Annotated in this window: 17 protein-coding genes; 10 read left to right on the top strand and 7 right to left on the bottom strand. The window is 71.1% G+C overall.

The genetic code is table 11. From position 1 onward, the window contains the following. Positions 1-6 precede the first annotated feature (6 nt). The gene (locus STVA_RS25465) at positions 7-819 is read right to left on the bottom strand and encodes an AAA family ATPase (protein ID WP_170216518.1); all 813 of its coding nucleotides are present in this window, start codon (positions 817-819) and stop codon (positions 7-9) included. 119 nt (positions 820-938) lie between these two features. On the opposite strand from STVA_RS25465, the gene STVA_RS25460 reads away from it, so the two are divergent. The 5 genes from STVA_RS25460 (at position 939) to lpxK (ending at position 5,801) form a co-directional block, all read left to right on the top strand. After that, the gene (locus tag STVA_RS25460) at positions 939-1,760 is read left to right on the top strand and encodes a UDP-2,3-diacylglucosamine diphosphatase (protein ID WP_123691362.1); all 822 of its coding nucleotides are present in this window, start codon (positions 939-941) and stop codon (positions 1,758-1,760) included. Continuing rightward, positions 1,757-2,755, top strand: coding sequence for a glycosyltransferase family 4 protein (locus tag STVA_RS25455; protein ID WP_123690775.1), 999 nt, complete (start codon positions 1,757-1,759; stop codon positions 2,753-2,755). Before STVA_RS25460 ends, STVA_RS25455 begins: the two co-directional genes overlap by 4 nt. An 82-nt stretch (positions 2,756-2,837) precedes the next feature. Next, positions 2,838-3,563 carry a lysophospholipid acyltransferase family protein gene (locus STVA_RS25450; protein WP_123690777.1) on the top strand — a complete coding sequence of 242 codons (726 nt, stop codon included), beginning with the start codon at positions 2,838-2,840 and terminating at the stop codon, positions 3,561-3,563. After that, positions 3,560-4,861, top strand: a complete 1,302-nt coding sequence (locus tag STVA_RS25445; RefSeq protein WP_123690779.1) for a 3-deoxy-D-manno-octulosonic acid transferase — start codon at positions 3,560-3,562, stop codon at positions 4,859-4,861. Before STVA_RS25450 ends, STVA_RS25445 begins: the two co-directional genes overlap by 4 nt. Next, positions 4,848-5,801: a tetraacyldisaccharide 4'-kinase gene (lpxK, locus tag STVA_RS25440; protein WP_123690781.1), complete on the top strand. Its 954-nt coding sequence runs from the start codon at positions 4,848-4,850 to the stop codon at positions 5,799-5,801. The genes STVA_RS25445 and lpxK overlap by 14 nt, the downstream gene beginning before the upstream one ends. Before the next feature lie 564 nt (positions 5,802-6,365). On the opposite strand, the gene STVA_RS25435 is transcribed toward lpxK, so the two are convergent. Both STVA_RS25435 and STVA_RS25430 read right to left on the bottom strand, forming a co-directional pair. Then, positions 6,366-7,028: a ChrR family anti-sigma-E factor gene (locus STVA_RS25435; RefSeq protein ID WP_123690785.1), complete on the bottom strand. Its 663-nt coding sequence runs from the start codon at positions 7,026-7,028 to the stop codon at positions 6,366-6,368. 2 nt (positions 7,029-7,030) lie between these two features. After that, entirely contained in the window at positions 7,031-7,627 is a 597-nt protein-coding gene (locus STVA_RS25430; protein WP_123690787.1) for a sigma-70 family RNA polymerase sigma factor, read from the bottom strand. Between the two features lie 261 nt (positions 7,628-7,888). Between STVA_RS25430 and STVA_RS25425 the strand changes: the two genes are divergently transcribed. From STVA_RS25425 to argG, 5 genes are all read left to right on the top strand, one after another. Next, positions 7,889-8,407 carry an invasion associated locus B family protein gene (locus tag STVA_RS25425; protein ID WP_123690789.1) on the top strand — a complete coding sequence of 173 codons (519 nt, stop codon included), beginning with the start codon at positions 7,889-7,891 and terminating at the stop codon, positions 8,405-8,407. Next, the gene (locus STVA_RS25420; protein ID WP_123690791.1) at positions 8,407-8,781 is read left to right on the top strand and encodes a c-type cytochrome; all 375 of its coding nucleotides are present in this window, start codon (positions 8,407-8,409) and stop codon (positions 8,779-8,781) included. The genes STVA_RS25425 and STVA_RS25420 overlap by 1 nt, the downstream gene beginning before the upstream one ends. 37 nt (positions 8,782-8,818) lie before the next feature. Next, the gene (rlmN, locus tag STVA_RS25415; protein ID WP_420822840.1) at positions 8,819-9,973 is read left to right on the top strand and encodes a dual-specificity RNA methyltransferase RlmN; all 1,155 of its coding nucleotides are present in this window, start codon (positions 8,819-8,821) and stop codon (positions 9,971-9,973) included. Further along, positions 9,970-10,596 carry a hypothetical protein gene (locus STVA_RS25410; RefSeq protein ID WP_123690795.1) on the top strand — a complete coding sequence of 209 codons (627 nt, stop codon included), beginning with the start codon at positions 9,970-9,972 and terminating at the stop codon, positions 10,594-10,596. Before rlmN ends, STVA_RS25410 begins: the two co-directional genes overlap by 4 nt. Before the next feature lie 144 nt (positions 10,597-10,740). Beyond that, positions 10,741-11,970, top strand: coding sequence for an argininosuccinate synthase (gene argG, locus STVA_RS25405; protein ID WP_123690797.1), 1,230 nt, complete (start codon positions 10,741-10,743; stop codon positions 11,968-11,970). Between the two features lie 51 nt (positions 11,971-12,021). On the opposite strand, the gene STVA_RS25400 is transcribed toward argG, so the two are convergent. The 4 genes from STVA_RS25400 to STVA_RS25385 form a co-directional block, all read right to left on the bottom strand. Then, positions 12,022-12,336 carry an NIPSNAP family protein gene (locus STVA_RS25400; protein WP_123690798.1) on the bottom strand — a complete coding sequence of 105 codons (315 nt, stop codon included), beginning with the start codon at positions 12,334-12,336 and terminating at the stop codon, positions 12,022-12,024. A 2-nt stretch (positions 12,337-12,338) separates the two neighbouring features. Next, positions 12,339-13,220 (bottom strand): dienelactone hydrolase family protein, encoded by an 882-nt coding sequence (locus STVA_RS25395; RefSeq protein WP_123690800.1) that lies wholly within the window; start codon positions 13,218-13,220, stop codon positions 12,339-12,341. Positions 13,221-13,310: 90 nt separating this feature from the next. Further along, positions 13,311-17,603, bottom strand: coding sequence for a translocation/assembly module TamB domain-containing protein (locus STVA_RS25390; RefSeq protein WP_123690802.1), 4,293 nt, complete (start codon positions 17,601-17,603; stop codon positions 13,311-13,313). After that, positions 17,603-19,405 carry an autotransporter assembly complex protein TamA gene (locus tag STVA_RS25385; protein WP_142235887.1) on the bottom strand — a complete coding sequence of 601 codons (1,803 nt, stop codon included), beginning with the start codon at positions 19,403-19,405 and terminating at the stop codon, positions 17,603-17,605. The genes STVA_RS25390 and STVA_RS25385 overlap by 1 nt, the downstream gene beginning before the upstream one ends. Positions 19,406-19,605: the final 200 nt, after the last annotated feature.

Raw genomic sequence — 19,605 nt, 5'->3', positions numbered from 1 at the left:
CCGCTTCTATAGGCGGCGCAGGAAGCGTTCCGGCTCGGCCAGGAACGCCCGGGTCAGGCGGACATGCTCGACCTCGTCATAGGCGACGGGTTCGATGCGGTCCGCCTCGATCAGCAGGATGGCGGCCCCGGGCAGTGCCATCAGGATCGGCGAGTGGGTGGCAATGACGAACTGGCAACCCGCCGCCACCCGGTCCTTCAGCAGGGCCATCAGGGCCAGGACGCGCGCGGGCGACAGCGGCGTCTCCGGCTCGTCCAGGAAATAGAGGCCGTTCGGCACCAGCCGCGTCTGCAACAGGGCCAGGAAGGTCTCGCCGTGCGAGCGACCGTCCGGGTTCTCGCCATAGCGTGTGGTCAGGGCCGCGCGCTGCGCCCGCGCAAGGCCGACGGCGCGCGTGCGGCCGATCCCTTCCGGCAGCGTCGCCATCAGCTCGCCGGCGATCGCGTCCAGTTCGGCGGCCTCGCCCGACAGGCGGCGGCCATAGCCCATGACATCCTCGGCCCTGAGGAACAGCCGCGTGCGCGCATGGCGCCGGCGGATGAAGCGGAAACCGCGGGCAAAGCTGCGCGCGGCCGCCAGCGAGGGGTCGCGCGCGATGTCGGCGCTGCCGGCGGCAACCGCCTGCATGCCCGCCGCCAGCCCCTCGAGCAGGGTCGACTTGCCGCAGCCGTTCTCGCCGACCAGGAAGGTTACGGCTGCCGGGAAATGCAGTTCTTCCAGCGTCGTCGCCAGCGGCAGGGTCCAGGGGAAGGCGTCCGGCCGCTCCACATCGTCGCGGCGGCGAATCGCGGCCAGGAAATGTCCGCCGGTCTTTTCCATGCCCCGCCGCATAGCATGATCGCCCGGCGCCCGCGACCGGGTGGCGACGCCGAACCGTAACGGGAACTTGGTAGGGATGGCGCCCGAGCGATCCCTTCTTCCTTACCGGGGTGGACGGCATGACGCACATGCCGATGGTGCGGCAGTACCGGACGATCTGGATCTCCGACGTCCATCTCGGCACGCGGGGCTGCAAGGCAGAGTTCCTGCTCGATTTCCTGCGCCACAGCGAATCCGAGAACCTCTATCTCGTGGGCGACATCGTCGATGGCTGGCGGCTCAAGCGGTCCTGGTACTGGCACCAGAGCCACAACGACGTCGTCCAGAAGCTGCTGCGCAAGGCCCGCAAGGGCACCAACGTCGTCTACCTGCCGGGCAACCACGACGAGATGTTCCGGCATTTCCTGGAGTTGCAGTTCGGCGGCATCCTGGTCGTCGACGAGCTGGTGCACGAGACGGCCGACGGGCGCCGGCTGCTGGTGCTCCATGGCGACCGCTTCGATGCGGTCGTGCGCCATGCCCGCTGGCTGGCCCTGGTGGGGGATGCCGGCTACGACCTGCTGATGGCGGTCAACCACCACTTCAACGTCGTCCGCCGCCACCTCGGCTTCTCGTACTGGTCGCTGTCCGCCTATGTGAAGCAGCGGGTGAAGAACGCGGTGGAGTATGTCGGCCGCTTCGAGCAGGCGGTCGCCGACGAGGCCCGCCGACGCCATGTCGACGGGGTGGTGTGCGGCCATATCCACAAGGCCGAGATGCGGATGATCGACGGCGTCCTCTATTGCAACGACGGGGACTGGGTCGAAAGCTGTACCGCGCTGGTGGAGCATCTGGACGGCCGGCTGGAGATCGTCGACTGGATGCAGCTCCGCGCGCTCGATCCGATGCGGCCGGCCATGACCCTGGCGCATGCGGGTCCGCAGGACGGGGCCGGGACGTGAACCTCGCCATCGTCAGCGACGCCTGGCACCCGCAGGTGAATGGCGTCGTACGCACCCTGACGACGCTGAAGGACGAGCTCGAGCGGCGCGGCCATTCCGTGACCGTGATCGCGCCCGACGCCTTCTCCACCGTCCCCTGCCCGGGCTATAGAGAGATTCGCCTGGCCCTGCTGCCCGGACGTGGCATGGGGCGGCGGCTGGACGATGCCGCACCCGACGCCATCCACATCGCCACCGAGGGTCCGCTCGGAATGGCGGCCCGGGCCTATTGCCGCCGCCGCCGCCTGGCCTTCACCACCGCCTTTCACACGCGCTTTCCCGACTATGTCGCCGCCCGAACGGGTGTGCCGGCGGCCTGGCTGCATGGCTGGATGCGTCGCTTCCACGCCCCGGCGGCAAGGGTGATGGTGGCGACCGACAGCCTGATGGGCGAACTGGCCGGCCGCGGCTTCCGCAACCTGCGCCGCTGGTCGCGCGGGGTCGACACGACCCTCTTCCGGCCGGGGCCGAAGGACCTCTACGATCTGCCGCGGCCCATCTTCCTCAATGTCGGGCGCGTGGCGGTGGAGAAGAACCTGGAAGCGTTCCTCGTCCTCGACCTGCCGGGGACCAAGGTTGTGGTCGGCTGCGGCCCGCAGCGCGCGGTGCTGGCCGCCCGCCACCCTGGCGCGGTCTTCGTGGGCTCGCGCAGTGGCCCGGATCTGGCCCATCATTTCCGGGCCGCCGACGTGTTCGTCTTTCCCAGCCGGACCGACACGTTCGGGCTGGTGATGCTGGAGGCGCTGGCGTCGGGCGTGCCGGTCGCGGCCTTCCCCGTGCCGGGCCCGGTCGACGTGGTGGGCGGCTCGACGGCCGGCATCCTGTCGGAGGACCTGGGCCGGGCCGCACGCGCGGCCCTGAATATCCCCGCCGGCCGCTGCCGGGCCCATGCCGAGGGCTTCTCCTGGGCGCGCTCGGCCGATCAGTTCCTGGACAATCTCGTCCCGGCGCGCTGAGGGTTTTTCCGCCGGGCGCTGATCGCGTGTATGGTCCGCCCGCTTCGGCGGCCCAGGCCGCGGCCTTCGCAATTGCTGGACGATGCGGATACTCAAGACCCTCGCAGCCCAGGATTGGTTCCGCGCCATCCTCGGATGGCTGATCCAGTTCTACATCCGCCTCATCTGGCGGACCGGACGCTGGCGCGTCGAGGGGGCGACCGACCACCTGGCCGCATGGGACCAGGACAAGCCCTTCATCCTGTGCTTCTGGCATGGCCGGCTGCTGATGATCCCGCTCGCCTGGCGGCGGGGCAAGTCCATGCAGATGCTGATTTCCGCCCACCGCGACGGCCGCCTGATCGCCGAGGCGATGCAGTATTTCGCCATCGGCACCCGGGCCGGATCGACCAAGCGCGGCGGGGCGGAGGCGCTGCGCGTCATGCTGCGCACGCTGGGGGCGGGCAACTCCGTCGGCATCACCCCGGACGGCCCGCGCGGCCCGCGGATGCGCGCTTCGCCGGGCGTCGTGGCGGCAGCCCGCCTGTCGGGCGTGCCGATCATCCCGGTCACCTTCGGCGTCAGCCGGCGCCGCATCCTGCGCAGCTGGGATCGCTTCGTGCTGGCATTGCCGTTCGGCCGCGGCGTGTTTCTGTGGGGTGAGGCGATCCATGTGCCGCGCGATGGCGACCTGGAAACCTATCGCCAGCGGCTGGAGCAGGCGATGAACCTGCTGTCGGCCGAGGCCGATCGCCGCTGCGGCCAGGTCCCGATCGAGCCGGGGCCGCCCCCGGGCGACGGGCCGATACCGCGCCGGCCCGGCCGGTGATCGCGCATATCTATCGCGGCCTGACGACAGCGGCGGGGCCGGCGATCCTGTGGTACCTGCGCCGGCGCCTTGCCCGCGGCAAGGAAGATCCCGCGCGCTTTGCCGAGCGGCTTGGCAGGTCGACCCGCGCGCGGCCGCCGGGCCCGCTGCTATGGTGCCACGGCGCCAGTGTCGGCGAGACCATGGCCGCATTGCCGCTGCTGCATCGGCTTGCCATGGAGCGGCCGGAACTGGGGCTGCTGGTGACGTCCGGCACCATGACGGCGGCGGCGATGCTGGCGGACCGTCTGCCGGCGGGTGCGCAGCACGCCTATATCCCTGCCGACCGGCCGGCCTGGGTCCGCCGGTTCCTCGACCATTGGCGGCCGGACGCGGCCCTGTGGATGGAATCGGAGTTGTGGCCGAACCTGGTGGCGGAAACGGCACGCCGGGATATCCCGATGGCCCTGCTGAATGGGCGTCTGTCCGCGCGGTCGCACCGCAACTGGCGGCGGTTCGGCCGATGGGCGGCCGCCATCATCGGGCCGTTCGCGCCGATCCTGGTGCCGGATGCCGTTCAGGCCGCCCGATTCGCCAGCCTCGGCGGGCGCGACGTCCGCGTCGTCGGCAACCTCAAGGCGGCGGCCATGCTGGGCGAGGCCGACCCGGCGGCGCTGGCCGCGGCCCGGGCGTCGATCGGGCGCCGGCCCTGCTGGCTGGCCGTCAGCACCCACCCGGGCGAGGACGAACTCGTCCTGGCTGCCCATGCGCGGCTGCGGGCCGGGTGCCCCGACCTGCTGCTGGTCCTGGTGCCGCGCCACCCGCAGCGCGGGGCCGACGTGGCGGCGCTGGCGGCGGCGGCCGGGCTGCCGGCCGTACTGCGCACCGGCGGCGACGCTGTCGGCCCCGACACCGCGGTCCTGGTTGGCGACACGCTGGGCGAGATGGCGCTCTATCTGCGGCTGGCCGACATCGTGCTGGTGGCGGGCTCCTTCGATGTCGGACGCGGCGGCCACAATCCGTTGGAGCCGGCCCTGGTCGGTGCTGCCATCCTGCACGGCCCCGACATGGCCAATTTCGCAGGCGTGGCAGAAAGGTTGCGACAGGCGGACGCCACGCTGCCGGTCGCCGACGCCGGCAGCCTGGCCGCCGCCGTCGCCCGCTTGCTGGCCGATCCGGCCGAACGGTCGCGCCGCGGCCAGGCCGCGCGCCGGGTCGCTGGGGAGGAGGCGGGCGCCCTCGACCGCACCATGGAGGCACTGGCGCCCCTGCTGGATCGCCTGTCCGACACCGGCGGGGCGGTCCGTGCGGGCGCCTGACTTCTGGCAGATCGGCGGGCCCCTGGCGGTGCTGCTGCGGCCCCTGGGTGCGGCCTATGCACTGGGCGGGGCGGTCCGGCGATCGCTGGTTACGCCCTGGCAGGCATCGGTGCCGGTCGTCTGCGTCGGCAACCTGACGGTGGGCGGCACGGGCAAGACTCCGGTCGTGCTCGACCTCGCCCGGCGGCTGGCGCAGCGCCAGCCGCATATCGTCACCCGTGGCTATGGCGGGCGGCTGGCGGGGCCGGTGCGGGTCGATCCCAAGCTGCATTCGGCCGAGGATGTGGGCGACGAGCCGTTGCTGCTGGCCCGCCGCACGCCGGTATGGGTGGCGCGCGACCGGGTGGCCGGCGCTCGCGCCGCGATCGCCGCCCGGGCCCGCCTGCTGCTGCTGGACGACGGCTTCCAGAACCCGACCCTGGCCAAGGACCTGTCGCTGATCGTGGTCGATGGCGAGGCGGGGTTCGGCAACGGGCTGGTCTTTCCAGCCGGGCCGCTGCGCGAGCCGGTGCGCGTGGGCCTCACCCGCGCCGACGCCGTGGTCGTGATCGGCCAGGATCGGCACGGCATCGCTGCCAGCTCGCCGCTGCCGGTCCTGCAGGCGCGGCTGGTGCCGAAGATGCCGCTATCCTTCGCGCCCGGGGCGCCGATCGTGGCTTTTGCCGGGATCGGCCGGCCCGAAAAATTCTTCGCGACCCTGCGCGGGCTGGGCGCCGATCCGGTGGCGGCGCGGGCCTTTCCCGATCATCACCGCTTCCGCGGCGACGAGCTCTTGCGCTTGGAGGGCTTGGCGGCCGGCTTGGGCGCGCGGCTGGTGACGACGGCCAAGGACGCGGTGCGCTTGCCGCCCTCCTGGCGCGCGCGGGTGGCCGTGCTGCGGGTCGCCATCGAATGGGACGACACAGGCGCGCTCGACCGCGTGCTCGCCCGGATCGGCTGACGCGCCGCCACGCCTGCCTTGCCGCCCCAGCGGCCGAACTGGCTGCGGACTGCCGCGACCAGCGGGGCCAGCAGGGGTCCGACGGTGGCCAGCGGGCTCGGGTCCGGCAGATGGGCGAGCGAGGCGGGTGGCCGTGCCCGGGCGGCCTGCAGCGTCGCCGCAACGGCCATGGCGGCAAAGCCGCAGAGCGTCCCGGTGACCAGGCCGATCAGCATGACCATCAGCCAACTGGCGGCAAATCCGTTCGGCTCGGCGACATACTCGCGCATCATCAGCCAGCAGGCGGTGCCGACCAGGAAACCGATGCCGAAGAAGGTGATGGAGGAGACTGCACGGTCGGCATAGGGCCGGGCCGGGGCGGTGGCGTGCGCTACCGTCCGGGCAATCTGCCGGAGGGCAGGCGATGCATCGCGGGCGATGCGGGTTGCGTGCAGGAGCGGCATGTCGACGACGAGGCTAGGTTCGCCGGCGGAAGACTGTCAAGAACGAAGGTAGAACAGAAATTTCGTGACACAAATCCTGGTGGGTGGCCGGTAAGACTCCGCGAAATGCTGCGTTGCGGCGTCAGAATCGCACGAACGGATTGAGCAGTCGCCAGAACCGACCAGTCAGGCGTACCGGTGCCTCTGTCACCGCCAGGCAGATGCAGTCCCGGTCGGCATCGGCGGTCGGCTGGTGGTCGACTGCATCGTCGGCCGCGGCGACATCGCCCGGACCGTAATGGCCGGAAACATCGCTGAATCCGCCATCCAGCACGCACACCAGTTCCGTGCCGCGATGGGTATGGCGGGGTACGGCGCGGCCGGCGCGGATCCGCATCAGGCGCGTGCGGCCGCCGTCGGGCGTCTGGTCGATCAGGATCTGGTCGACCCCGCTCAGCACCGGCTGCCACGCCAGGGCACCGATTTCGGCACCGACCAGTTCGCGGACGGCGCGCGGCAGCGCCGGCCCGCCAGTGATCGCCGTCACAGGGGACGGGGCGGCGGCCGATTCGATTCGCGGCTCATCCTCCAGCATCGCCATGACACGCTGGCGCGCGTCCGCGGATACGGGCTGGGGCGCCAGCGTCTCCATCAGGGCAGCCCCCACCTGCTCCATCGCGGCCAAGTTGCGGCGGCAATGCGGACAGAAGGTCAGGTGGGTGGCGACCAGCAGCGCCGGCCCCTGGGCGGCCGCACCGGCCGCATAGTCGAGCAGCAACGCGTCGTCGGGATGGTGGGTAGACATGCCTATTCGTCCCTGATGGTCCGCCGCAGGCGTTCCAGCGCCAGGCGGATGCGCGATTTCACGGTGCCCAGCGGCAAGCTGGTGGCGGCCGCTATGGCGCTGTGGGAGCGGTCCTCGAAGAACGCCATGGCGAGCAGGTCGGCCTGCTCCTTGGGCAGGCTGCGGATGGCGACCCGCAGTCGGTCCTCGGCATCGACCTGGGCGATGGCCTCGTCGGCCGGCGGCGGCTGGTCGGGCACGAGGACCGGATCCTCAAGGTCGACCAGCGGCCGCTTCTCGCGCCGCAGCAGGTCGATCCGCTTGTTGCGCGCGATGGTGAAGACCCAGGTGGCGACGGTGGCCCGCGAGGCATCGAAGCTGTCGGCCTTGCGCCACACCAGCAGCATCACCTCCTGGGCCACCTCCTCGGCGGTCGTGCCGTCGGCGCCGAGCCGCATGGCATAGGATTTGACCCGCGGCATGAGGTGGTCGAACAGGGTCGCGAAGGCCTGTCGGTCGCGGTTGTCCGCCACCAGGCGCACCAGCGCGGCCAGTTCGCGACCGTCCGCCGTCCTTTCGGGTGGGCGAGGGGTCGTCGCATCCCTCCCTGAGTCGCGCATGGGTGTATCTAGTCGGGCGCGATGCGGGTCGACAAGCCGTCCCTGCCTCGCGATTCGGCCGGCCGCCCCGATTCGCGCGGGCTCCGGGCGGCGAATCGGCGCCGTCTCGTCGGGCAGGGGGCCGGCGAAGGCCAGGATGGTCGGCATGAAAACCGCTGTCTGGTTCATTCGCCGGCTTTACGCGGGCTTGATCGACGCGGATCACCTGCAAACGCCGGAAGCCGTCTTGGATCGTCGGCGGCAAGACGGTATGTATGGCGAATGACGCGAACGACCCTCATTGCCCTCGCCCTGCTCGTGGGCGTCGGCCAGGGTGCGGCTGCCGCAAACCCGGCAGTGGAAACCCTCGGAGCGTTCCAGGATTGGAGCGCGTTTGCCTTCACCGAAAACGGTCAGCGGGTGTGCTTCGTCCAGAGCAAACCGACCAGTAGCGAACCCAAGGGCGCCCGGCGCGGCGCCATCAACACGCTGGTGACGCACCGTCCGGCCGAGAAGGCGACCGACGTGGTGAGCATTCTCATGGGCTATCCGCTGCGACCCGGCAGCGATGTCGAGGTCGAGGTCGACGGCCAGAAGTTCAAGCTCTTCGTCGATGGCGAAGCGGCGTGGGCACCCGATGCGCGCACCGACAGCGCGCTGGCCGAGGCGTTCGCCAAGGGCAGCAAGGCGTCTGTGAAGGGCGTATCAACCCGCGGCACCAGGACCACCGACACCTATTCGCTGAGCGGCTTTACCGCCGCCAGCAATGCGATCGCCAAGGGCTGCAACATCAAGCGTTGATGACGTGCGGCGCCGCCGGACGGGCCGCGCTGCTGACGGCTGCCCTGCTGGCTGCCGCGCTACCCGCCGGGGCCGCCGAGGGGACGGCGGTCTTCCGGCTGTGCATGGCCTGCCATGCGATCGCCCGGGATACCGGCCAGATGACGGGCCCGTCGCTGTGGGCGATCGTCGGGCGTCCCGCCGGGTCCGTCCCGGGGTTCGCCTACTCCCCGGCCATGCGCCACTCCGGGATTGTCTGGGACGAGGACACGCTCGATCGTTTCCTGGCCGATCCGCGGCGGGTGGTTCCGGCCAACCGCATGGCCTTTCCCGGCGTCCGGCGTGCGGAAGATCGTCGCGCCCTCATCGACTTCCTGAAGCAGGCGCCCAGATAAGGCGACTTTAGTCTATAGTGCCCGTGCCATGACCGACATGAAACCCGTCCCCCAGATCTTCGCGCCGCCCGTCGACATCGCCGATGGGCGCCTCAACCTCGTCGGCATGGATCGCGCCGAGCTGACCCAGGTCCTGGTGGCCGAGGGGTTCGAGCCATTCCGCGCGCGCCAGCTCTGGCACTGGATCTATCACCGCGGGGTGACCGACTTCGCCCTGATGACGACGCTGGCCAAGCCCGCGCGCGAGCGCCTGGCGACCCGCTTCGCGGTGCGCCGCCCGACCGTCACTCGGGCCGAGAAGTCGGTCGACGGCACCCAGAAATGGCTGCTGCGCTTCGTCGACGGGCAAGAGGCCGAGACCGTCCATATCCCCGAAGAGGATCGCGGCACCCTCTGCGTCTCGTCCCAGGTGGGCTGCACGCTGGCCTGCAAGTTCTGCCACACCGGCACCCAGCCCTGGGTGCGCAACCTGGGCCCGGCGGAGATCGTGGGCCAGGTGATGGCGGCGCGCGACGCGCTTGGCGAATGGCCGTCGCCCAAGGAGGACCGGCAGCTCACCAACATCGTGCTGATGGGCATGGGCGAGCCGCTCTACAACTGGGACAACGTCTCCAAGGCCATGCGGATCGCCATGGACGGCGAGGGTCTGTCGGTGTCCCGGCGCAAGATCACGCTGTCGACCGCCGGTGTCGTGCCGATGATCAAGCGCTGCGGCGACGAGCTGGGCGTGCAACTCGCGATCTCGCTGCATGCCGTCACCGACGAACTGCGCGACGTGCTGGTGCCGCTCAACAAGAAGTACCCGATCGCCCAGCTGATGCAGGCCTGCCGCGAGTATCCCGGCCTGTCGAACGCCCGGCGCATCACCTTCGAATACGTGATGCTGAAGGGCGTCAACGACAGCCCGGCCGACGCGCGCGCGCTGGTGCGCCTGCTGGAGGGCATCCCGGCCAAGGTGAACCTGATCCCCTTCAATCCCTGGCCGAACACGGCCTTCGAGTGCTCGTCCAACAACGTGATCCGGACCTTTGGTGACATCGTCAACGCGGCCGGCTATGCCTCGCCGGTGCGCACGCCGCGCGGCCGCGACATCCTGGCCGCCTGCGGCCAGCTGAAATCCGACAGCGTGCGGCGGCGCAAGTCCGATGCCCGCGACGAGGACGCCGGCGACGAGGCCGTGGCGGCCGCGTGAAGCCGGCCGCCTGCCTGCTGCTCGTCCTGGCGGTCGCCTGGGCGGGTGCGGGGCGGGCGGACGAGCCGGTGCCCGGCTGGGACGGGCTGCGCTGGGGCATGACCCAGGCCGAGATCGACCGCATCCATGGCCAGCGGCTGCGGCGGCCGGCCAAGCCCATCCGCTATCACCAGTCCAGGGTCGAAGCGGCCCTGCCGGGCGTCCGGCTGGGCGGCATGCCCTTCGTCGCCTCGTTCGTGCTGGGCCAGGACGGTCGGTTGCAGCAGATCCTGGTGGAGCGGCGAACGGGTGCCGTGACGGGCCAGCTTTTCGCCGCCGTCGTCACCGAGCTGGTCGGCCAACTGGGCCGGCCCGATCTGGAATGTTTCGACGGCGGCGACCCGCGCGGCGGCTCGCTGGTGTGGACCGGCAGGGCGACCACGATCCATGCCCAGCTCTTCGGCTATTCGTCCGAGGCACTGCGGGTCAACCCGTCGCGGGAAATCCGCCGGCCCTACTATGTGCCGCGCGAGGAGTATCGTGGCATGCCGACCCGGCCGCGCATCCTGCTGCGCTATCATCCGACCGCGCGAAACGATCTCTTCGGCCGACATCGAAGCTGCCGGCCCCCCTCGGTGGATTGAATGGCGGCGGGTTGAATGGCGGGGGGTGATTGTCCCGCGACAACCGCATCCTTGCGGCAGAAAGCGCGGTGGGTAGTATGGCGCCGCTGATTTCGCCCGCTTGAGCGTGGGGCCCCTCGCGTCCGCCTAATTCTGGAGTTTCTCATGAACGTAGCCGACCTCAAGGGCAAGACGATCGCCCTCCTGGCCTCGGGCGGGCTCGACACCTGCACCGTCACCTACTGGCTGAAGGAGCATGACGTCGAGGTCGTCTGCTTCACCGCCGATCTTGGCCAGCCGGACGAGACGGACTTCGGCGCGATCGAGACGCGGATGCGGGCCTGCGGCGCGGCCGACTTCGTCGGCGTCGACCTGCAGCGGCATGTGGCCGACCTCGGGCTCGAGGGCATCCAGGCGCAGTCCTGCTACGAAAGCCGCTACTGGAACGTCACCGGCTTCGGCCGCCAGGCGACCACCGCCGGCATCCTGCCCGAGGTGAAGAAGAAGGGCCTGACGGTCCTGGCCCATGGCGCCACCGGGCGCGGCAACGACCAGGTGCGCTTCCAGCTCATCTCGAACATGCTCGACCCCTCGATCGAGGTCTATGCGCCCTGGCGCGACCAGGAGTTCCTGAACCGCTTCCGCGGCCGCTCGCAGATGATCGACTATTGCGAGCAGCACGGGCTGCCGATCAAGGCCTCGCGCGACAAGCCCTACTCCACGGACGCCAACCTGCTGGGCCTGACGCACGAGGCCGGCCGGCTGGAGTCGCTGGAGACGCCGGCCCAGTTCGTGACCCCCGAAATGGGCGTGTGGGCCAAGGATGCGCCGGACGTCGGCGAGGACTTCACGGTCCGCTTCGAGAAGGGCATGCCGGTCCAGGTCAACGGCAAGGCCGTCGACACGCTGGGGGCCTTCCTGGAGGCCAATGCCATCGCCGGCCGCCATGGCGTCGGCATCGGCCTGCACATGGTCGAGAACCGGTTCGTCGGCGTGAAGTCGCGCGGGGTCTACGAGCAGCCGGGCATCGAACTGCTGGGCACCTGCTACGGCTTCCTCATCCAACTCGTGCTCGACCGGCGCAGCCGCGAGCTGTTCGACAGCCTGTCGGACCTGTTCGCCAAGCAGGTCTACCAGGGCTACTACAACGACCTGGCGTCGCGCATGATCCGCACCGCGGTGGGCGAGGTCAGCCAACTGATGACCGGGACCATCAAGGTCCATGTCTACAAGGGCCAGGTGTCCTACGCCGGCAGCGTGGACTCGCCCCATTCGCTCTACAGCCTCGACAGCTCGATGGAGGCCGAGGGCTCCTTCGACCACCGCGATTCCGAGGGCTTCCTGCGGGTGCTGGCGGTTCACGCCAAGGCGCTGTCCCGCGTCGGTCAGGTCTGACGATACCCGCTTCCCGGATGCCGCTTCGTCGCGGCATCCGGGGGCCAGGGCTCAGCGCCCGGGGAAGAACGAGACGTTCTTCAGGATCCGGTTCTCCTGGTGCGTGAAGAAGGGGGCCGCCTTCTTGACCCAGGCCTGCCAGGCCGGGTCGGCCTGCATGGCGGCGCGCCGCTGGTCGCGGTCGCCCAGGCTCTCATAGGCCCACATATGGACGATCTGGTTGATCGTGCCGACCTCGGTCACGAAATACCCGAACGGCTTGCCGAGATGCTTGGTCTGCACCGGGTAGCCCTCGGCCTCGTAGGCCGCCAGGAATTCCGGCAGCCGGCCGACATGCAGGGTGTAGGTGCGCTCGTCGACGACCATGGTCACGCCACTCCGTTCTTCTTGAACCAATCCTGCAGCTTGGCCCAGCCGTCCTCGGCCTGGGTCTTTCGGAAGCTCGGGCGATAATCGGCGTGGAAGGCGTGCGGCGTGTCGGGATAGAGCACGATCTCCGACGGCTTGCCGGCTGCCTTCAGGGCAGCCTGCATCTTTTCCACCGTATCGTTGGGGATGCCGGTATCGGCACCGCCATAGAGGCCGAGCACGGGGGCCTTCAGGTCGGCCACGACGTCGATCGGGTGCTTGGGCGTCATGTCGCTCGCCTGGCCGACGAGGCGGCCGTACCATGCCACGCCCGCCTTCAGCTTCGGCTGGTGGGCGGCATAGAGCCACACCACGCGCCCGCCCCAGCAGAAGCCGGTGATGCCGAGCTTGTCGGTATTGGCCTTGCCGGTCGACTGCGCCCAGGCGACCGCGGCGTCGATGTCGCTCATCACCTGCGCGTCGGGCACCTTGGACACCACCTCCTTGAAGATGGTCGGCACGTCCGTCAGCTTCGACACGTCGCCCTGGCGGGCATACATCTCGGGCGCCACGGCGAAGTAGCCGAGCTTGGCAAAGCGCCGGCACACGTCCTTGATGTGCTCGTGCACGCCGAAGATTTCCTGGATCACGACGACGGTCGGGAAGGGACCGCCGGCGGCCGGCATGGCGTGGTAGGCGGGGATGCGGCCGTCGGAAACGGGCACCTGCACTTCGCCCGCGGTGATGCCCGCGGTGTCGGTGGTGATCATGGTCTGCGCCATGACCGGCCGGGCGGCCAGCGCGAAGCCCGTCGCCAGCGTGCCGGCGACCACGAAGCCACGGCGGCTGAGGTCGGCTCGCACGAGCAGGCTCTTCATATCCTGGGCATGATCATCGGGCATTTGGGGTCCTCCCTGGTTCGACCGGCGGCAGGATACACGCGCACCCCCAGGCGTAGGAGGGGCCGACCGGTCACGCACTCGTGATCGGCGTCAGTAGTCGAACCGGTACTTCAGGCCGAGGCTGGTGCCGCCGCTGCCGACGCCGGCATCGACGGTTACGTTCGGCAGGACCTGGATCTCGACGCCGACGACCGAGGCGTTCTCGCCCGGATTGGGGTTCACCTTCACGAACACGTCGTCGGTGATGTAGCGCCCGAACGAGACCGAGGTGCCGGTGTCGCCGCCGATGTCCAGCGCATCCAGGCCAAGCGACTGGCGTACCCGGTCGACCAGCCCCGACCCGCTGCCGATGCCGGCCAGTTCGGCCGCGGCCTGGGCAAGCTGGACGGCCTGGCCGGGCGTGACCTGCGTCGTGCTGCGGCCGAAGAGGATCTGGGCCAGCACCTCGTCCTGCGGCAGCGGTGGGTCCGAGCCGAGCACGAGGGTGGGCTGCATGGCACTGCCCGACACCGTGACCGTGGCGCGCAACTGGTTGGCGACGGCAGTCGCCAGCAGGTCGAGCCTGGCGTCGGTCGGCGCGCCGTCGAACGAGATCACTCCCCGCTCGACGGTAAAGCGCCGCCCCAGCAGGTCGTAGCGGCCGCGGACCGTGCGGATCGAGCCCGTCACCTGGGGTGTATCGAGCGTGCCGGCGACGCGCAAGTCGCCCCGCCACTCCGAGTCGAGGCCGCGGCCGCGCACGAAGAGGCGACCGGGGATGGAGACGTCGATGCCGAGGTTGACGGGCATGGCGGTCGCGCCGGCCGCCGGCGCTGCGGTCGAAGTGCCATCGGCGCGGTTCACCTCCACCACCGGCAGGGGCGTCAGCGCCGTGGGCTTGGACGAGGGCAGGGTCAGGTCGCCCTGGTCGATCTGGATGCGCCCTCCGATCCGCGCGCCGTCGGCCCCGCTGCGCGCCTCGATCCGGCCGCTGGCGATCGCCCGGCCGAGATCGTTGGCCAGCACGCGGAAGCGTTGGACGGTAATGGCGGCGTCGCCGCCCCAGCCGGCATTGCCGCGCTCGGCCGTGCCGCTGCCCTCGATGCGGCCGCCCGCACCATCGGTGGCGGACAGGCCTTCCAGGCGGAAGCGATTGCCGTCACCGACCACGGCGGCGCGCAGGTTGGCCAGCACCAGGCCGCTGGTGCCCTCTTCGATCCGGGCGCCGGTCAGGCTGGCCCGGCCGCCCGGCCGTGGGTCGGCGACGGTGCCGTCCAGCCGCAATGCCGCCTCCAGCCGCCCGGACATGGACAGGGTCTCGACCGGCAGGTATGCCCGGATGCGTGCCAGGTCGGCATTGCCGTCGGCCCGGCCGGAGAGGGCGCCGTCGGGCGGCACGGCGAACGCCAGCGGCCGGGCCGCCAGTTGCAGGGGCAGGGCCGCCTCGATCGCGAGCGCCGCGTCCGGCACGTCGCGCAGGGATGCCGACAGGGTCGCCCGGCCATCCTGCCACCGCCCGTTCGCCTCGATCGTCAGCGGTGGCAGGTTGCGTGGGGTGCCCCGCCAGCGGATGCCGCTCGCGCGCAGCGTCAGGTTGCCGTTGGGCTGGCGCGATTCGGTGTCGATGCGCACCTCGCCGCCGATCTGGCCCTGCATGCCGCGGATGTCGGCCAAGCGCCCGAGGCTGGCCAGCGACAGTTGTTGGATGGCCAACTGCCCGGTGACGCCGGTCGCGGCATAGCGCGCATTGCCGGTGACGCGGCCCTGGTCCAGCCGGATGTCGATGCCCTCGGCCACGACCGTTCCCTGGTCCAGGCGCACGCGCAACGGCGATGCGACGGTCAATTCCTGCCGGTCGATCGTGACTTTGCCGCGCGTCAGGGCGACGGCGATCGCCTGGCGGTCGCGCGTGATCGTGGCCGCCAGGTCGGCTGCGATCGGCCGCGGCTTGGCGGCCCGCGCGGTCAGGGTCGCACGGATCTCGCGGGCGAGGTCGCCGCTGGCTTCCAGCGCGGCTTCGTCGATGACCTGGCCGCCGGCGGCCAGCCCGCGAAGCTGCAGGGCCAGCGTGCCGCGCGGCGTCGTCAGCGGCTCGTCGATGGCGGCGCGCAGCGTGGCGGTGCCGACCCGGTTGGCTGCCATCACCAGGTTGCGCCCCGCGGCCTCGGCTGTCAGGCGGGTGTTCCGACCGGTTCTCGCCAACCTTGCATCCAGGGTCAGGCTGCCGCCGGCCGCCATCCCGAGCAGCGGTGCCAGCCGGGCGAGGTCGGGCGCATCCAGCTTGGCCGCTGCCGACACTGGTTGGCCATCGGCCAGCACCGCGTTACCGGTCAGGCGCTGGCCGGCCGCGACGACCTGCAGGTCGTCCACGGCGATCCGCGTGGCGCCATCATGGGCTACCGCCGCGGACAGGGTGACGGGCACGCCGTCCGCCTCCAGCCCGCCCTGCACCCGGCCGGCGAAGCCCGCACCCTCGCGGCGACCGTCCACGGCCATGGCCAGCTTGCTCCAGCGACGGCCGCCAGCCGTCAGCGCCGGCGATGCGAGCCGCAGGTTGGCGGTGGGGCGATCGAGCGAACCGGCGATCGCGGCGTCGATGGAGAGCGTGCCGGCAAGCGGCGTCGCCAGCGGCTGGGACAGGACGTCGAGCCGGCTCAGCGCCAGCGTGGCGCGGGCGTCGATGGTGCCGTCGGTGGCCAGGCCGCCGCTGCCCTCCAGCCGCACATGGGCGCCGTCAGCGCGCAGTGCTGTCGCGCGGATGGCGCCATCCGCCGTCCGGGCGACGGTGACCGACAGGCGCAGCCGGTCCCCCAGCAGGGCAGCCAGTGCGGGCTCGCCGCGCGGGTCGCGCATCTCGATCGCGATGTCGCCGCCGACCACCAGCGTGGCCGCGTCGCCGCGCAGATGCCCGGTCAGGGTCACTGGTCCGTGCACGGGCGCGCCTAGGCGTTGCAGCGGGTCGGCCGCCACGTTGCCAGACAGGCGCAAATCGATGGCGCCCGCCGGATCGGCGGTGCCGGCCGCCTCCAGCGAGCCGTCGGCCGTGGTGATGGAGAGCCGGTCGATCGCCGCGCGCCCATCGGTGCCGACGATGCCGGCAAAGCTCCAGCGCGCATCGCGCACGGGGGCCGGCGCACCGTCCAGCTCTGCCCCGGCAATGCTGCCCTCGGCGGCGATGGCGAAGCGCTCGCCGTCCGGCCGGATGTTGGCGCGCACGGACAGGGCCTCGGCGGCAGCGCCCGCGGCGGCGATCGCGGTTCCGTCGACCGTGAGGGCCAGGGTGGGGGCCTTGGTCGTCCCGGCGATCTCGGCCGTGATGGTGGCGGCCCCGCCCACGGCCTGCCCGGCCGCTGTCCCGATCGGCGCCAGGTCGATCACGGTTGCGTCCAGCCGGGCGGATACGGTCCCATCGGCACCCAGCCGTCCACGGCCGGAAAGCGCCAGGTCGCCCAGCGTCGCGTGCAGCGAATCGAGACGCGTGCCGTCCTCGGCCGCCGTCACGGCCACGGAAAGCCGCAATCCGTCGGCTGCCAGCCCCTGCCACTGCGGCGGCAGCAGGGGCTTCATCTGCACGACGCCATCGGCCGCGATGCGATAGGGGCCGAGCCCGTTCACCGTCAGGGCGATGTCGACGCCGACTTCGTCGCCGGCGATGCCGACCAGCCGTCCCTTCCAGCCGTCCAGCGGCCCGGTACCGTCCAGCGTCAGCCGGACCGGCCGGCTGTCGGCGCGGCCGAGCAGGCGGTCGCCCAGCTTGCCCGACGGCTCGCTCGCCTCCAGCTTGGCTTCCAGGCGGTTCTCGGCCGGCGAAAAGGCGAAGCTGAGGTCGATCGCCCCCTGCTCGCCGTCGAGCTGGCGGATCGACAGCGATCCCTCGGCGCGATCGGAGGCGAGCGAGGCCGCGCCCTCGACCGCCAGCGCCAGGGGCTGCCCCGCCACGGCCGGGCCGATCTCCAGCCGGCCGATCCGGAGCTTGTCGAGCGACAGGGTGACGGGTAGCTGCGGCAGGCCGGGCGGCCCGGCCGGGGCGGCCGTGTCGGCGGCGGGTGGGGTGGCGGGCAGCCGCTCCAGCCGGATCAGGTCGGCCTCCATCAGGCCCAGCCGCAGTCGCCGCGACAGGATCTCGGAGGCCAGCCAGTCGATCTTCATCCGGTCGATCGCCAGCCACGGACCGGCCTCGTCGCTGACGGACAGCCCGCGCACCTCCATCGTGAAGGGGATCAGGCCGTCGATCCGCTCGATCGCGACCGTGCTGCCCGGCTGCGATGCGGCGGATGCGATCTGGCCCGCGATCCAGTCCCGCCCCAGCCTGGTCTGGGCCATGCCAAACAGGCCGCCCGCCAACACCAGCGCCAGCAGGACGAAGACGATGGCGGCACCGAACGTGCGGCGCAGCCACCACATCAGAAGGCCTGCCCCAGGCTGATATAGACCTGGACCAGGTCGTCCACGCCCTTGCGGCGATTGAGCGGCGTGCCGACGTCGAGCCGGACAGGCCCGAAGCCGGTGTAGTAGCGCAGGCCGATGCCGGCCCCGACGAAGAGCCGGCCGCCGAGGCCGGGGATGGAAGATTCGTCCACCGTCCCCGCCTCGAGGAACGGCACGACGCCGATGGTGTCGGTGACCTTGATCCGCAGCTCCGTGCCGACGCTCATCAGCGAGCGCCCACCCAGCGGGTCGTCCTTGGCGTCGACGGGGCCCGCCATCTGGTAGCCGAAGCCGCGGACGCTGCCGCCGCCACCGGCATAGAACCGCTGGGGCGCCGGCACCTTGCCGCGGCGCGCGCCCGCCATCGTGCCAAGGCTGGCATTGGCGGCGAATACCCAGTCGCCGGCCTCGTCCAGCCGCCAGTAGCCGGTCTGGTCGACGCGCAGCTTGAGGAACCCCAGCGCGCTATCCTGGACCCCGAGATAGGGGGTGGCGGTCACCGTCGTGCGGTAGCCGCGGGTCGGGTTCAGCAGGTTGTCCGACGTGTCGCGGCGGATGAAGGTCGGCGTGCTGACCAGATGATAGCGGTTGGTCTCGTCCTGCGCCGTGACGATCTCGCGCTCGTATTGCAGGCCCGTGCCGACGGTCCAGTGCGGCGGCAGGCGCCGCTCGATGCCGACATGCGCGCGCAGATACTGGTTGTCGTAGGCGGGTGGCTTCTCCTGGGCCAGCGTCAGGCTCGAAACCAGGTCCTGGTTGTCTTCCTCGGTCATGAAGAAGGGCCGGCGGTAGGTCGCGGTCGCGCCGAACTCCTGCTGGGCGAAGGTGCCGGACACGCGCACGCGCTCGCCATTGCCGAACAGGTCGCGGTGCTCCCAGAAAAGCTCCGCGCCGAAACCGGTGGAGGTCGAGAAGTTGGCGCCGCCGCCGATGCTGCGTCGCTGCCCCTCCACCAGCGTCAGCGTCATCGGCAGGTCGCCGCCGGCACTTACCGCCTCGGCGCCCGCGATCCGCACGGAGCTGAACAGGCCGGTCGCCGCCAGCGCCTTGCGGGTCGATTCGATGCGGCGCGAATCATACGGGTCGCCCGGTTTCCAGGTGATGCGCCGGCGGACCATCTTCTCGCGGGCGACCGTCAGGCCGGTGATCTCCGTTTCGCCGAATCGGGCGCCGGGCCCCGGGTCGAAGACCCATGCGACCGTGGCCGAGCGCAGCGAATGGTCGACGACGACGCGGCGGTCGACGCGCTTGGCGAGCGGGCGGCCGTTTTCGCCAAGCCGCGTCATGATGTTGCGCTCGGCCGCCAGGATCTCGGCCGTGGTCGCGGCGTCTCCGAGCGACAGGCCGAACCCCTCGGCGGACGGGAAATCCGCCGGCAGGGGGATGGCGCCCGCCGGCACCGTCAGGGTGAGGTCGGCGATCAGGTAGACCGGGCCGGGCTCGACCGTGATCGTCACCTTGATCGGGGTGGCGTTGCGGTCGATGTCCGTCTCGACCCGCGAATCGAAATGGCCCAGCGCGCGCAGCGTGTCGGTGATCCCCTGGCGGTCGTCGGCCACCCGACGGGCCAGTGCCGCCCGGCTTTCGGGAGGGTCTTCCGTCCGCGTCAGGGTCTGGGAGATTTCCCGCAACCGGCGCTCGACCTCCGCCTCGCCGGGGGGAACGACGAGGGTCGCCTCGTATGGCACCCGCCTGGCGGCGGGTGATGCCTCGCCAGCGGGGGTCGGTTCCTGGGCTGTGGCCGACGGCGGCAGGACCCACCCCAAGGCCATCGACATGGCCACGGCCTGCGCACGCAGGGCCCGGCCGCGCCTATTGGCCGCGTGGATGGGGGAACGACCGGGCTCGATGCTCACGACGGGGAAACGCGCACTCGCTGGACGGAGGGGCCGATGCCCGGGATGCCGCGCGCATGCGGACCTCGGTCTACTCGACCGAGACAACGATCGGGCTGCGGTCTGCGTTCCAACGACATCGA

Origin of the sequence: Stella humosa (assembly GCF_006738645.1) — a bacterium.
GTDB lineage: Bacteria > Pseudomonadota > Alphaproteobacteria > ATCC43930 > Allostellaceae > Allostella > Allostella humosa.
The sequence above is the reverse complement of the archived record's forward strand: the minus strand, read 5'-3'. Positions and strand labels throughout refer to the sequence as shown.